At 68.7% G+C, this 13,367-nt stretch carries 16 protein-coding genes; 10 read left to right on the plus strand and 6 right to left on the minus strand.

The features are described from left to right. Positions 1 to 25 precede the first annotated feature (25 nt). Positions 26 to 880: an RNA polymerase sigma factor RpoH gene (gene rpoH, locus GH681_RS18895; protein ID WP_153163094.1), complete on the minus strand. Its 855-nt coding sequence runs from the start codon at positions 878 to 880 to the stop codon at positions 26 to 28. 242 nt (positions 881 to 1,122) lie between these two features. Between rpoH and GH681_RS18900 the strand changes: the two genes are divergently transcribed. The 3 genes from GH681_RS18900 to GH681_RS18910 all read left to right on the plus strand — a co-directional run bounded on the left by GH681_RS18900 (position 1,123) and on the right by GH681_RS18910 (position 4,014). Next, positions 1,123 to 1,650: a YkgJ family cysteine cluster protein gene (locus GH681_RS18900; RefSeq protein ID WP_228111987.1), complete on the plus strand. Its 528-nt coding sequence runs from the start codon at positions 1,123 to 1,125 to the stop codon at positions 1,648 to 1,650. 91 nt (positions 1,651 to 1,741) lie between these two features. Next, positions 1,742 to 1,939: a hypothetical protein gene (locus tag GH681_RS18905; RefSeq protein ID WP_153163095.1), complete on the plus strand. Its 198-nt coding sequence runs from the start codon at positions 1,742 to 1,744 to the stop codon at positions 1,937 to 1,939. Next, entirely contained in the window at positions 1,936 to 4,014 is a 2,079-nt protein-coding gene (locus GH681_RS18910; protein WP_153163096.1) for an ATP-dependent helicase, read from the plus strand. Before GH681_RS18905 ends, GH681_RS18910 begins: the two co-directional genes overlap by 4 nt. A gap of 13 nt (positions 4,015 to 4,027) precedes the next feature. On the opposite strand, the gene GH681_RS18915 is transcribed toward GH681_RS18910, so the two are convergent. Genes GH681_RS18915 through GH681_RS18925 form a run of 3 tightly spaced genes read right to left on the minus strand, consistent with a single transcriptional unit; the run spans position 4,028 to position 5,968 of the window. After that, positions 4,028 to 4,405, minus strand: coding sequence for a cytochrome b5-like heme/steroid binding domain-containing protein (locus GH681_RS18915; protein WP_153163097.1), 378 nt, complete (start codon positions 4,403 to 4,405; stop codon positions 4,028 to 4,030). Beyond that, a complete protein-coding gene (locus GH681_RS18920; RefSeq protein ID WP_153163098.1) occupies positions 4,402 to 5,652 on the minus strand; it encodes a ferredoxin reductase family protein in 1,251 nt (416 codons plus the stop codon). Before GH681_RS18920 ends, GH681_RS18915 begins: the two co-directional genes overlap by 4 nt. 13 nt (positions 5,653 to 5,665) lie before the next feature. After that, complete coding sequence (locus GH681_RS18925) at positions 5,666 to 5,968, minus strand: hypothetical protein (protein WP_153163099.1); 303 nt, start codon at positions 5,966 to 5,968, stop codon at positions 5,666 to 5,668. Positions 5,969 to 6,292: 324 nt separating this feature from the next. Between GH681_RS18925 and GH681_RS18930 the strand changes: the two genes are divergently transcribed. Further along, positions 6,293 to 6,607, plus strand: a complete 315-nt coding sequence (locus GH681_RS18930; protein WP_153163100.1) for a hypothetical protein — start codon at positions 6,293 to 6,295, stop codon at positions 6,605 to 6,607. 25 nt (positions 6,608 to 6,632) lie between these two features. Here GH681_RS18930 and GH681_RS18935 read toward each other — a convergent pair whose 3' ends face one another. Both GH681_RS18935 and GH681_RS18940 read right to left on the minus strand, forming a co-directional pair. Next, the gene (locus GH681_RS18935) at positions 6,633 to 7,187 is read right to left on the minus strand and encodes a lipocalin family protein (RefSeq protein ID WP_153163101.1); all 555 of its coding nucleotides are present in this window, start codon (positions 7,185 to 7,187) and stop codon (positions 6,633 to 6,635) included. Beyond that, on the minus strand, positions 7,184 to 8,098 hold the full coding sequence (locus tag GH681_RS18940; RefSeq protein WP_153163102.1) for a MerR family transcriptional regulator: 915 nt from the start codon (positions 8,096 to 8,098) through the stop codon (positions 7,184 to 7,186). The genes GH681_RS18935 and GH681_RS18940 overlap by 4 nt, the downstream gene beginning before the upstream one ends. Before the next feature lie 108 nt (positions 8,099 to 8,206). Here GH681_RS18940 and GH681_RS18945 point away from each other — a divergent pair, with 108 nt between their 5' ends. The 6 genes from GH681_RS18945 to GH681_RS18970 are packed head-to-tail and all read left to right on the plus strand — an operon-like array spanning position 8,207 to position 13,367. Next, positions 8,207 to 8,764 (plus strand): glutathione peroxidase, encoded by a 558-nt coding sequence (locus tag GH681_RS18945; RefSeq protein WP_153163103.1) that lies wholly within the window; start codon positions 8,207 to 8,209, stop codon positions 8,762 to 8,764. A 24-nt stretch (positions 8,765 to 8,788) separates the two neighbouring features. Beyond that, positions 8,789 to 9,589: a GTP cyclohydrolase FolE2 gene (folE2, locus tag GH681_RS18950; RefSeq protein WP_153163104.1), complete on the plus strand. Its 801-nt coding sequence runs from the start codon at positions 8,789 to 8,791 to the stop codon at positions 9,587 to 9,589. An 8-nt stretch (positions 9,590 to 9,597) separates the two neighbouring features. Then, positions 9,598 to 10,908 carry an NAD(P)/FAD-dependent oxidoreductase gene (locus tag GH681_RS18955; protein WP_153163105.1) on the plus strand — a complete coding sequence of 437 codons (1,311 nt, stop codon included), beginning with the start codon at positions 9,598 to 9,600 and terminating at the stop codon, positions 10,906 to 10,908. A gap of 5 nt (positions 10,909 to 10,913) precedes the next feature. Beyond that, positions 10,914 to 11,681 carry a DUF1365 domain-containing protein gene (locus GH681_RS18960; protein WP_153163106.1) on the plus strand — a complete coding sequence of 256 codons (768 nt, stop codon included), beginning with the start codon at positions 10,914 to 10,916 and terminating at the stop codon, positions 11,679 to 11,681. Continuing rightward, complete coding sequence (locus tag GH681_RS18965; protein WP_153163107.1) at positions 11,678 to 12,868, plus strand: cyclopropane-fatty-acyl-phospholipid synthase family protein; 1,191 nt, start codon at positions 11,678 to 11,680, stop codon at positions 12,866 to 12,868. The genes GH681_RS18960 and GH681_RS18965 overlap by 4 nt, the downstream gene beginning before the upstream one ends. After that, complete coding sequence (locus GH681_RS18970; RefSeq protein WP_228111988.1) at positions 12,855 to 13,367, plus strand: chalcone isomerase family protein; 513 nt, start codon at positions 12,855 to 12,857, stop codon at positions 13,365 to 13,367. Before GH681_RS18965 ends, GH681_RS18970 begins: the two co-directional genes overlap by 14 nt.

Genomic DNA, 13,367 nt, shown 5'->3' on the forward strand with positions numbered 1-13,367 from the left:
CCCTTTTTGCTGTTGCCTGCCTGGATCAGGCCAGCGCCACCAGCTGGGTGCGCATCTTCTGCATCGCCTTGGCTTCGATCTGGCGGATGCGCTCGGCGGAAACGCCGTATTCGGCGGCCAGCTCGTGCAGGGTGGCGGCGTCGCCTTCGGCCAGCCAGCGGCGCTGGACGATGGTGCGGCTGCGGTCATCCAGCGCGGCCAAGGCCTCGTGTAGCCCGCTATCCTGCAGTCGGGCGTATTCGCGCTGGGCGATCACCTCGGACGGTTCGGCGTGGGGGTCGGCCAGGTAGGCGATGGGCGCGAAGCGCTCCTCTTCGTCTTCGGGGCCGGATTCGAGCGCCACGTCGCCACCGGACAGGCGGGTTTCCATCTCGCGCACTTCTTCGGGCTTGACGCCCAGCTGCTCGGCGATGGAGCGGACTTCCTCGCCCTGCAGGGTGCTGCTGCTCGCCTTCAGGCCGCGCAGGTTGAAGAACAGCTTGCGCTGCGCCTTGGTGGTGGCGATCTTGACCAGCCGCCAGTTCTTGACGATGTATTCGTGGATCTCGGCCTTGATCCAGTGGATCGCGAACGAAACCAGTCGCACGCCGCGGTCCGGGTCGAAGCGCTTCACGGCCTTCATCAGGCCGACGTTGCCTTCCTGGATGAGGTCGGCGTGGGGCAGGCCGTAGCCGAGGTAACCCCGGGCAATGGCAACCACCAGCCGCAAGTGGGACATGACCAGCTTGCGCGCCGCATCCAGATCCTCGTTCTCCCGGAAGCTGTGGGCGAGGTCGGATTCTTCCTTCTCGGTCAGCAGAGGGATGCGATTCACGCTCTGGATGTATTGATCCAGGCTGCCAACCGCGGACGGGACGGGAAACGACAAGGTATGGGACATCAGTAACAACCTCCTTCACCCAGATGTTAGCACTCCCTGCCTGTGAGTGCTAAGGGGGCGATTGGTTCCGCGGCAGGGGATTTTCCATACCGCACGGGCGACGCCCGCGCCCGTTGTTTACGGCCGCTGCGGGGCGGACTGCATGCCGCGGTGGTGCTTCGCCCGCTGGCCCGCCGCGGCCCGCGCTGTTATCTTCCCGTCGCTACCGAAGGCGCCGCCCGCGCCAGCCCCGAGGACGAACCGTGCACCCCACCGCCGCACTCATCCAGCTTCACGACGACATCGACCAGCGGGTCGGAATGATCCGCGCCGGGCAACCCGACTGGCTGTGCGCCAAGGGCTGCGACACCTGCTGCCGGCGCCTCGCCAGCGTGCCCAGCCTCACCGCCAGCGAGTGGACGCTGCTGCGGGACGGGCTGGACGCGCTGCCGGCCGCCCAGCTGGATGAGATCCGCCGCCGCGTGGCCGCGCTGGCCGATGCCGCGGTACGTCCGGTGGTCTGCCCGATGCTGGATGAGGCCAGCGGCGCCTGCCCGGTGTATCTCAGCCGCCCGGTGGCCTGCCGCACCTACGGCTTCTACATCGAGCGCGACAAGGGCCTGTACTGCCGCGACATCGAGGCGCAGGAAGCCGCTGGCGAACTGGCCGGAGTGGTGTGGGGCAACCACGAGGCCGTGGACCGCCGGCTCGCCGCCCTGGGCGAAACCCGCCCGCTGACCGACTGGTTTGCCGGCTGGACCGACGATCCACCTGCTCGCGGCGCGCCCTGACGGGATTTGCGCGGGTGGCTGCACGCAGAACTTGAAATCCGGCATTGACTGTATATTATTACAGCTTAAAGAGGGTTTCAAAGGTTTCACCATGCCGCGCTTCATCTGCCCCCATTGCCATAGCCCGGTCGATCCCGCATCGATGGATTTCGCCACCGGCCCCGGCGCCTATTACCGCGTCTGCCCGGTGTGCGACGAAGCCGTGCTGGTGTCCCTCGCTGCCGGCCTCCACGCCGCCGAGCCCGAGCCTGCCGCCAACAGTGCGCCCGAGCCGGAGCTCGCCCGATGAGCGACGCCGCTACGGCCGAGCTGCCCGCCTACCTCGCCAGCCTCAACGACGCCCAGCGTGCCGCCGCCCTCCACGGCGCCGGCGAGGATTCGCCTGGGCCGCTGCTCATCATCGCCGGAGCGGGCTCGGGCAAGACCAACACCCTGGCCCACCGGGTCGCCCATCTGCTCGCCCAGGGCGCCGATCCGGCGCAGATCCTGCTCCTCACCTTCTCGCGCCGGGCGGCGGACGAGATGATCCGCCGTGTCCAGCGCATCGCCGCGCAGGTCTCACCGCGCCATGCCCGGCTGGCCCAGGGCGGCTTTCCGTGGGCCGGCACCTTCCACAGCGTGGGCGCGCGCCTGCTGCGGGAGTTCGCCGGGCGCATCGGGCTTGACCCCGGCTTCACCATCCACGATCGGGAAGATTCCGGCGACCTGATGAACCTCGTCCGCCACGAGCTGGGCTGCTCGGCCAAGCACAAGCGCTTCCCCCTCAAGGGCACCTGCCTTGCCATCTATTCGGCGGCGGTCAACACTCAGGCGCCCCTGGCCGAGGTGCTGCAGTCGAGCTTTCCGTGGTGCGCCGAATGGGAGACCGAGCTCAAGCCCCTGTTCCTCGCCTATGTCGAGGCCAAGCAGGCCCAGCAGGTGCTCGACTACGACGATCTGCTGCTCTATTGGGCGCAGATGGTGGCGGTGCCCGAGCTGGCCGATGAAGTGGGCGGGCGCTTCAGCCACATCCTGGTGGATGAGTTCCAGGACACCAACCGTCTGCAGGCCGGGCTGCTGCAGGCCATGAAGCCCGACGGCCGCGGCCTTACGGTGGTGGGCGACGATGCCCAGTCGATCTACAGCTTCCGGGGCGCCACCGTGCGCAACATCCTCGAGTTTCCCGATCAGTTCGATCCGCCCGCCCGGCGCGTCACGCTGGATCGCAACTACCGCTCCACCCAGTCCGTCCTGGCCGCCGCCAACGGCGTGATCGCCCAGGCGAAGGAGCGTTTCAGCAAGGATCTGTGGAGCGATCGCACATCGGGCGAAAAGCCCCGGCTGGTGTCGGTGCGCGACGAGGCCGACCAGGCCGCCTACGTGGTCGAGCAGGTGCTGGCCCGGCGCGAGGCGGGGCTCAAGCTCAAGGCCCAGGCGGTGCTGTTCCGCGCCGCCCACCACAGCGTGCGGCTCGAGATCGAGCTCACCCGGCGCAACATCCCCTTCGTGAAGTTCGGCGGGCTGAAGTTTCTCGAGGCCGCCCACGTGAAGGACGTGCTGGCCATCCTGCGCTGGGCGCAGAACCCGCGGGATCGCGTGTCGGGCTTTCGCGCCGTGCAGCTCCTGCCGGGCATCGGGCCGAAGACGGCCGGGCGCATCCTCGACAACATCCAGGCCGCCCCGCCAGGCTGCCAGCTGCTGCCCGAGCAGCCGGTGCCCGAAGCCGCCCGCGCCGAGTGGGAAGTCTTTGCCCGGATGGTCGAAGCCCTCGACACCCCAGGCGCCTGGCCGGCGCCGCTGGAGCGCCTCGCCCAGTGGTACGAGGCCGGGCTCGACCGCCTGTACGAAGACGCCGCCGTGCGTCAGGCCGACATCCAGCAACTCGTGCGCATCGCCGCCACCTACCCGAGCCGCGAGCGCTTCCTCACCGAACTCACCCTCGATCCGCCCGACGCCACCAGCGACGAATCCGGCACCCCGCTGCGCGACGAGGACTACCTGATCCTCTCCACCATCCACTCCGCCAAGGGGCGCGAGTGGCCGGCGGTGTCGGTGCTGAACACGGTGGATGGCTGCATCCCGTCCGATCTCGCTACCGGCAGCGAGCGGGAGATCGAGGAGGAGATGCGTCTGCTCTACGTGGCGATGACCCGCGCCAAGGATCACCTCGACCTGATCGTGCCCCAGCGTTTTTACGTGAGCGGGCAGGCCGCCACGGGCGATCGCCACGTGTACGCCAGCCGAACCCGCTTCATTCCCAACCGGCTGCTGGATCGTTTCGAGAGCACCAGCTGGCCGCCCGTGGCGCCGACGGCCGATGTCGATCCCCAGGCGCGGGAGAAGGCGGTGGATCTGGCGGCGCGGATGCGGGCGATGTGGCGCTGAAGGGGAGGGCGGGTCAGGGCTCGCCCTGGGGGCCGATGCGGAAATCCGCCAGCAGGGTGTCGGCGTCGGGCGTGAGGGGGCGGCCCTTGCTCCTCGTCCGGTTGTCCCGCGATGCATCGCGCCCGCAGGACGGCATGGCCACCACGGGCCGCGACGGGTGCTTCTGGCCATAGCCGCTCAGGTCGTACACCTGGCCGTTGATCACCGTCCAGCAGTCGCCGGGCTTGTTGTGGCGGGCGACTTCGGCACGGCTGATGCGCTTTTCCACCGGCGCGGCGGCCACCGGGGCGGGCGCCGGTGCTGGCGGCGGTGTCATTCCGCTGCCCTGCCAGATCGCCGCGACCGCCAGCCAGAAGCCAACCGTGCCCAGATAGAACAGCTTGTGCATCATTTGAAATCGAAGGGTTCGAAATGGATGTGCCTGTCGGGCACTCCTCGGGCGCGCAGCAGCGCCACGGCGGCCTGCAGCATGGCGGGAGGCGCGCACAGGTGGCAGTGCCAGCCGGTCAGATCGGACGCCTGGGGCAGGATGGCTTTCAGGTTCGGCGCCCTCGGGCCTGTTTCCCGGGTCTCGAGGTGCAGGCCGGCGTCGTGGCTGGCCAGCTCTTCGAGTTCGTCAAGGCAGGCCGCGCCGGCGTCGTCGGGGTACAGGTAGATCAGGCGCGTGGGGGACGGCAGTCGGCCCTTGCGCAGCTTTGCGATGAAGGGCGCGATGCCGGCGCCGCCCGCCAGCCAGATGGCCGGCGGCACGTTGTCCTGGGAGACGAAATCGCCGAAAGGCCCCTGGATGCGCACGGCCACGCCGGTGTTGAGGGCCTGCAACTGGCGGGTGCAGCTGCCCAGCGCCTTGATGCCCAGCGAGATCTGCCCGTCCAGGCGCACGCCGGTCAGGGGGTAGGGGTGGAATTCGCCGCAGCCCTTGAAGTCTGGCCCGGCGCCAAAGGCGGCCAGCACGAACTGCCCGGTGTCGGCCTCGATCGGCAGGGTGAGGGGTTTGATGCGCACGTCCACGCTGTCGGCGGCCGGGTGGGCGACGTGGTCCACGATGAAGGGGCGGGCGTTCAGGCCGCCGCCGCGCAAGGCCTGCCACAGCATGAAGGCGAGGGCCAGGATCGGCAGGCCCAGCAGGGGATGGGTGTGGCCCAGCGCCGCCAGGTGGGCGACCGCCAGCATCACCGCCAGCCCGAGCAGCCAGTGGGACGCCCGCCAGATGTCGTAGGGCAGCCGCCGGGCCAGCGACACGCCGACGCCCACCATCAGCCCCAGCAGGGCCGCCCAGCCCAGCCAGCCGGGCCAGCCCTGCTGGAGCGGGTCCAGCGCCGACCATGCCTGTTGCGGCGATTCTTCCCAGCTGTCGGCGGCCAGCGCCAGGGGGTGGAGCAGCAGCGCCAGATAGGCCAGGATGCCCAGCACGTTGTGCCAGCGGTACAGCCGCTCCAGCCCGCCCAGCCATTCGGTCACCCGTGGGGGGCGGAGCATTGTCAGCAGGCCGGCAAGGATCAGGCCAACGCCAACCCAGCCTGCAACGATCGCGACATTGCGCCCGGGGGTGAGATTTTCGGGGTAGGCCCAGTAGACGGGAAGGGCGATCAGCAGCCCGGAGATCAGCGGCAGGGAGAGCCGGTGCAGTGCGTTCATGTTGCTGGGCGGCTTACGGCTGGTCGGTTCGGGCTTGCAGGTGGGCGCAGAAATCTGGCCCGCCCGCCACCTCGCGCCCCGCGGCCCTGGCGCGCAGGGCGATCAGGCGCAGGTGGTCTTCCCGGTGGCGCAGGCAGTCGTCGTGGGTGCGAAAGCCGCGCACGCGGGCCTGATGTTCGATGCGTTCCGCCGGGCTCATCAGCGGCCAGCCGGGGGTGTTGCCCTCGTTCGCCCGCCACGGGCCGCGGGCAAACGCGCCGCCGGCTGCGCAGCTGAGCGCCAGGACGAACATCGTCCGGTACCCCCACTTGATCATGACATCTCCCTACCCAAGGCTAACAAGGCTAACGGGCGTCAGTTTACTCCGCCTCTCCGGTCGCCTTGTGCCTTCCGTGAAACACATTTTCTGCCTTGAAGGCCCTCGGAGCCAACCGCGACGCCACGGATCGGGCTGGCGAGGCGTGGGACGGCGGGGTGATGTGCAATCGGGCGCCTATTTTGTCATGGACAAATGATTCTGGATTGCCTAAAATTGAGTCAGGTTCAGCCTTGCTAGGGTTTGTGCCTGTTTTGTGTCAAAGACAAAACGGTTTTCTCCTCCTGAGTGGCGTGGCCGGGTGGCCTTTTGAAGGGGTCGAGCATGTCCAGACTGTTCAAGCGGCTTCCCGGCCAAGTGCCATCCCCCGCCGGTGCCGAACGCGTGGTGCTGCGTCGTCTTCCCCGCATCCTGTTGATCGGCACCCTGCTGCTGGCCCTGCCGCCGCTGGCTGCCCGACTGTTCACCGACATGGCGCCGGGCCTGGCGATGGTGGACATCTACTGCGTGAGCCTGATCGTCCTGCATTGGACGGTGGTCTTTACCGTGGGGATCGGGGCCTTCATCGTGATGGTGATGAAAGGCCCGGCCTACGTGGCCGACGCCTATCCCCTCTCCGACGCCGAGCGGCCCGGCTGAGGGCCGCCGGCGCCGTCAGCCGCCGTCAGCCGCCGTCATCCTGCCGACCACTCACCAGCCTGTCCGGATCAAAACCCTGCGCAATCAGCCGGGCGCGGATGCCGGCTTCCGTGCGCGCATCGAGCGCCGGCTTGCGCGCGAGCACCCACAGGAAGCGCCGCGATGGCTCGCTGACCACCACCCACTGGTAGTCGTCGTCGATCTCCACCACCCAGTAGTCACCCCACACCAGCGGCAGGAAGGACAGCCACGCCGGCGCAAAGCGCACCTCCAGCTTGGGTGACGTAGGCCCGCCGAGCTGCCGGGCCTCGCCGATCGCTTCGTTCATGCTGCCGTCAGCCAGCCGGCAGCGGTTGGTCACCCGCACGGTGTTGTCGGCTTGCAGCTGGTAATCGGCCGAGGATTCGCCGACGCATTGCTTCTGGAAGCGGTTGGGGTAACGGGCGATCTCGTGCCAGCGCCCCATGTAGCGGGGCACGTCGAGGGATTCGATGGTGGTGAGCGGGGTGGCGGCATCTTCGGCCACGGCCGCCAGTGGCGCCGCGACGGCCAGCGCGGCGGCGATCAGCAGGCGCTTCATGATGCAGTGGCCCGGGCGGCGCGCCACGCGGCAAGGGCGGCGAGGGCGTCGTCGAGGGTGGCGAAGAGCTGCACGCCCTCCTGACGGGCCACCCGGGCCACGCCACGACCGCCGGCCCACAGGTCGATGTTCGCCGGCAGCATCTGGCGCAGTTGCTGGAGCAGGCCGGGGATCTGGCGCTGGGGAAATGCCACCGAGAACGACAGGGCGACGATGTCGGCCCGGTGGGCCTCGGCGGCGCGGCTGATCTCCAGCAGCGGCATCTGGGTGCCCAGCGGCACACAGTCGGCACCCTCCAGGGCCAGCATCGATTCGGCCATCAGCAGACCCAGCACGTGGGGCTCGTCGGGCACGCTGGTCAGCAGCACCCGCGGGCCGCGACCGGCCGTGGGCAGGGTGGCGATCACCTGGCGCAGCAGGCGCTTGGTGAGCTCGGTGTACAGGTGTTCCTCGAAGACTTCGAAGCTGCCGTTCTCCCAGGCTTCGCCTACCTTTTCGGTCAGCGGGGCGATGGTGTCCTGGACAAAGTGCTGCAATCCCTGGCGAGCGAGGCGTTGCTGCATGGCCTGCTGATAGCCGGCGGAATTGTGCTGCTTGATGAGGGCAAGCAGCTCGTCCAGCTCGACGGCCTCGGCCGGCGGGGTGGATTCGACCGGCCGCGGGCGGCGCGGGGCCAGGCTGGCGAGCTCGTCGGCCGGTGCGCCGATCAGCTTGCCGGGCCGATGCCCTTGATCCATCAGGCGTTTGATGAGGCGCAGGCGCTCCACCTGATCGGCCGGATAGACCCGCTCGCCGTTGCAGTCCCGTTGTGGCGTCGGAAAGCCGTAGCGCCGCTCCCACATGCGCAGGACGTCCTTGGATAGCCCGGTGTCGCGCTCCACGGCGGCGATGTTGAAGCTGAGGGTGTTCATATTTGTCCTGAACAATTGTTAGACAAACCGTTGACAAATGGGAATCTGATCCCTATCTTACGAACAAAGAGCTATTTTGTCTAGGACAAACAAAAAGTGAGGCTGAACATGCGTATCCAATCTGGCGGTTTTGCCTGGCTCGCGGCGGTGGTGCTGGCCGGTGCTGCGCCCGGCGTGGCATCCGCCGCCTGCCCGCCGCTGCTGGACCACAGCTTCACCACGCTCCAGGACGGCAAGCCGATGCCCCTGTGCCAGTACGCCGGCAAGGTGATCCTGGTGGTGAACACCGCCAGCTACTGCGGCTTCACCAGCCAGTACGACGGGCTCGAAAAGCTCTACGCCCGCCTGAAGGACAAGGGGTTGGTGGTGGTCGGGTTCCCGTCCAACGACTTTGGCGAGCAGGAGCCCGGCAACGACAAGGAGATCGCCGATTTCTGCCGGCTCACCTACGGGGTGAAGTTTCCGATGGCCAGCAAGACGGTGGTCAGCGGCAAGGGCGCCAACCCCTTCTATCTGAAGCTCGCCGAGATCACCGGCAGCCGCCCCAAGTGGAACTTCCACAAATACCTCATCAACCGGGATGCGACCCAGGTGGTCGCGTACACCAGTTTCACCAAGCCGGACGACAAGGAATTGGTCAACAAGATTGACCAATTTCTCAAATAACCCCAACGTCAGGAGCCTGCCCCGATGAATGCCCCCGAGTCCATCTTTCTCCCCGACGTGCAGTCCTCCGTCGATCATCGCCGGCTGGCGATCCACCAGGTGGGCGTGAAGGGCCTGCGCTACCCCCTCGCCTGGCGGGCTGCCGGCGGCGAGACGGTGAACTCCGTGGCCACCGTGACCATGAGCGTCGGCCTGCCGCCGGAGGTCAAGGGCACCCACATGTCGCGCTTCGTCGAGCTGCTCGAAGCCCGCGACGGAGCCCTAGACCACGCCGGCCTGCTGGCCATGGCCGACGAGATGCTGCTGCGCCTGGATGCCGCCAGCGGACGCATCGAGATGGCTTTCGCCTACTTCATCAAAAAGGCGGCGCCGGTTTCAGGCGTCGAGAGCCTGCTCGATTACGACGTGACCCTGATCGCCGAGCGGCTCGAGAACGAGGCGCCCCGGCTCACCTTGCGGGTCGTCGCGCCGGTCACCAGCCTGTGCCCGTGCTCCAAGAAGATCTCGGCTTACGGCGCCCACAACCAGCGCTCCCACATCACGCTGGAGGCCCGCCTGCGTGCGCCGATGGACATCGAGGAACTGGTGCGCATCGCCGAGGACGAGGCCTCCTGCGAGGTCTTCGGGCTGCTCAAGCGGCCGGATGAAAAGTGGGTCACCGAGCGCGCCTACGACAACCCCAAGTTCGTCGAGGATCTGGTGCGCGACATCGCCCTGCGCATGGCCGCCGAGCCGCGCATCGCCGAATGGAAGGTGGCCTCCGAGAACTTCGAGTCCATCCACAACCACTCCGCCTACGCCGAGCTGTACGGCTGCAACCCCTGAGGCACGCCATGCACCCAAAGCAACGCATCGCCGTGGTCGGGGCCGGCATCTCGGGCCTCGCCACCGCCTGGCTGCTGGGCCGCGATCATGCGGTGACCCTCTTCGAGGCCGGCGACTACCTGGGCGGCCACACCAACACCGTCGATGTGACGCTGGAAGGCCGCAGTCACCCGATGGATACCGGCTTCCTGGTGTTCAACGAGAAGACCTACCCCAACCTCATCGCCATGTTTGCGCTGCTGGGCGTGGAGAGCGTCGAGACCGAGATGTCCTTCGCGGTCAGCCTCGAATCGCCCAACCTCGAATGGGCCGGCAGCAACCTGGCGACGATCTTCGGCCAGAAGCGCAACCTGGTGCGTCGGCGCTTCTGGGCGATGCTCTCCGACATCCTGCGCTTCAACCGCGAATGCACCGCCTGGCTCGACGCCAACCCCGACAACGACCTCCGGCTGCGGGATTTCCTCACCGAGGGGCGCTACTCCCGCGCCTTCGCAGACTGGTATCTGCTGCCCATGGCGGCGGCCATCTGGTCCTGCCCCACCGGCCAGATGCTCGACATGCCGCTCGCCACCTTCATCCGCTTCTGCCACAACCACGGCCTGCTGCAGATCTTCGACCGGCCCATGTGGCGCACCGTCAAGGGCGGCGGGCGTGAATACGTGCGGCGCATCGCCGCCCAGCTCGACGACGTGCGGCTGGCCTGCCCGGTGACCGCGGTGCGCCGCAGCGGCGCCGGCCTGCAACTCACCCACCGCCACGGCACCGAGACCTTCGACCAGGTGGTTATGGCCTGCCACAGCGACCAGGCCCTGACCATCCTCGGCGACACCGCCAGCCCAGCCCAGCGCAAGGTGCTGTCGGCGATCCGCTACCAGCCCAACCGCGCGGTGCTCCACACCGACAAGGCGCTGCTGCCCCGCGACCCGCGCCTGTGGTCGGCGTGGAACTACTTCGCCGGCCGCGGCGAGCCGGGCCACCAGCCGGTGGGCGTGTCCTACCTCATCAACCGCCTGCAGCCGCTGCCCTTCCGCACGCCGGTGGTGGTCACCCTCAACCCCGCGCGGGAGCCCGACCCGGCCAGCGTGATCGCCGAGTTCGACTACGCCCACCCGATCTTCGACGGCCCGGCCATCGCCGCCCAGCAGCGCTTGCCGGCGGTGCAGGGAGAGGGTGGCGTGTGGCTGGCCGGCGCCTGGGGCAGCTTCGGCTTCCACGAAGACGGCCTGCGCTCGGCGCTGGCGGTGGCCAACCGGCTCGGCGTGATGGCCCCGTGGCAGGGCGAGGCGCCGGCGAACGCCCGCCAGGCCGAACTGGCCTGAAGCCCATGAACACCGCACCGGAAATCCTCCTTGGTCACGTGATGCACCGCCGGCTGCGCCCGGCGATGCATGCCTTCGTGTATCCGGTGTTCTTCGTCCGCCTGCCCCTGCGCCGGCTCGAATCCGCCCGCCGGGCGATCTTCGGCATCGAGCGCTGGAACCTCCTCGGCTTTCGCACCGCCGACCACGGCCCCCGCGACGGCAGCCCGCTGCTGCCGTGGATCGAGTCCCTGCTGCGCGCCCGCGGCCTGCCGGCGGATGGCGAGATCGTCCTGCAGACCTTTCCGCGCGTGTTCGGCTACGTGTTCAACCCGGTGAGCTTCTGGTTCTGCCACGACCGCGCCGGCCAGCTGGTGGCGGTGCTGGCCGAGGTGAACAACACCTTCGGCGGCCGCCACGCCTATTTGCTCCACCACCCGGACGGCGCGCCCATCTGCGATGCGGACGAGTTCGGCGCCGACAAGGTCTTCCACGTCTCGCCCTTCAACCGCGTGGAAGGCAGCTACCGCTTCCGCTTCCAGCTCGGCCGCAGCGTGCAGGCCGTGCACATCGACTACGACGACGCCGAAGGCGAGCTCCTCGCCACCGCCATCAGCGGCCGTCCGCGCGCGTGGACGACCCGCGCCCTCGCCGCCGCCCTCGCGCGGATGCCCTTCCTCACCCTGGGTGTGATCGCCCGCATCCACTGGCAGGCCCTGCGCCTGTGGTGGAAGGGCGTGCCCTTCCTCGGCGCCCGCCCGCCCAACCCAGCCCTTCAGGAATCGACAAAATGAACAACACGATGATCCTGCGCGGCGTTGCCCGCGATGCCGCGTCCCGCGACACCCGCACCGTCTTCGACCTGCTCGACAAGCTCGAAGGCGGCCCGCTGGAGGTGCGCCTGCCCGACGGCTCCTGCGTGCTCTTCGGCCACGGCGACCGGGGCGTCACCCTGCAGGTGCACGACAAGGCCGTGTTCAGCCAGATCCTCGCCCGGGGCGACATCGGCCTCGCCGAAGCCTACATCGACGGCCTGTGGGATTCGCCCGATCTGCCCGGTCTGCTCACCCTGCTCGCCGCCAATCGCGACGTGCTCAAGAAGGCGCTCTACGGCTCGTGGCGCGAGCTGCTGTCGGCGCGCCTGCGCCACTGGCTCAACCGCAACAGCCGGGCCGGCAGCAAGCGCAACATCATGGCCCACTACGACCTGGGCAACGACTTCTACAGCCTGTGGCTCGACCCCAGCATGAGCTACTCGTCGGCGCTCTACCGCGAGGCGCTGGAGCCCACCTTCGAATCCGCCCAGGAGGCCAAGTACCGCCGCATCCTGCGCCGCCTCGACCCCGAGCCCGGCCAGCGCATCCTCGAGATCGGCTGCGGCTGGGGCGGTTTTGCCGAGCTCGCCACCCGTCGCGGCGCCCAGGTCACCGGCCTCACCCTGTCGCCGGCCCAGCAGGCCTGGAGCCGCGCCCGGGTGCCCGAGGCCGACATCCGTCTGCAGGACTACCGGGACGTGAAGGAGCGCTTCGACCACATCGTCTCCATCGAGATGTTCGAGGCCGTGGGCGAGCGCTGGTGGCCCAGCTATTTCCGCACCATCGCCCGCAACCTCGCCCCCGGCGGCAAGGCGCTGGTTCAGACCATCACCATTCATGACGAGCTCTTCCCCCGCTACCGCAAGGGCACCGATTTCATCCAGCAGTACATCTTCCCCGGCGGCATGCTGCCGTCGCGCAAGGCCTTCCGCGCGGTGGCGGCAAAGGCCGGGCTGGCGGTGAAGGATGAGTTCGCCTTCGGCCACGACTACGCGGTGACCCTTGCCCAGTGGCGCGCCAACTTCGACGCCAACTGGCCGCGCATCGAGCGGCTGGGCTTCGACGACACCTTCCGCCGCCTGTGGCGGATGTATCTCGGTTACTGCGAGGCGGGCTTCCGGGCCGGCAGCGTCGATGTGGTCCAGTTCGAGCTTGTCCACCGCTAGGCGCCGGCTGCTGCTGGCGCTGGCCATCTGGCCCTGGCTGCCGGCCCTCGCCGCCGAGCCGTCCGCGCCCGTCCGCGGGCTGCGCCGCTGGGGGCAGGGCGAGTTCCGGCGCTTCGGCTTCCTCGTCTATGAGGCCACCCTGTGGGGCGGCGACGACCCCGTTCGTCCGCCGCTGGCCCTGCGCCTCGACTACCGGCGCAACATCGCCGGCAGCGCCATCGCCGAAGCCAGCGTGAAGGAGATGCGCCAGCTTGGCGCCGACGAAGCCCTGCTGCGCCGCTGGGGCCCGGAGATGGCCCGGCTCTTCCCGGACGTGAAACCCGGCGACCACATCGTCGGCGTGTATCGGCCTGAGGGCGCGAGCTTCCTGTTCAACGGCCGGCCGCTGGGCGAGATCCCGGAGCCGGAGTTCGCCCGCCGCTTCTTTGGCATCTGGCTCGACCCCCGCACCAGCGCCCCGGATCTGCGCGCCGCCCTGCTGCGTCGGCCGGAAGGCTGA

The sequence above is a fragment of the Zoogloea sp. 1C4 genome (assembly GCF_009469605.1).
GTDB lineage: Bacteria > Pseudomonadota > Gammaproteobacteria > Burkholderiales > Rhodocyclaceae > Zoogloea > Zoogloea oryzae.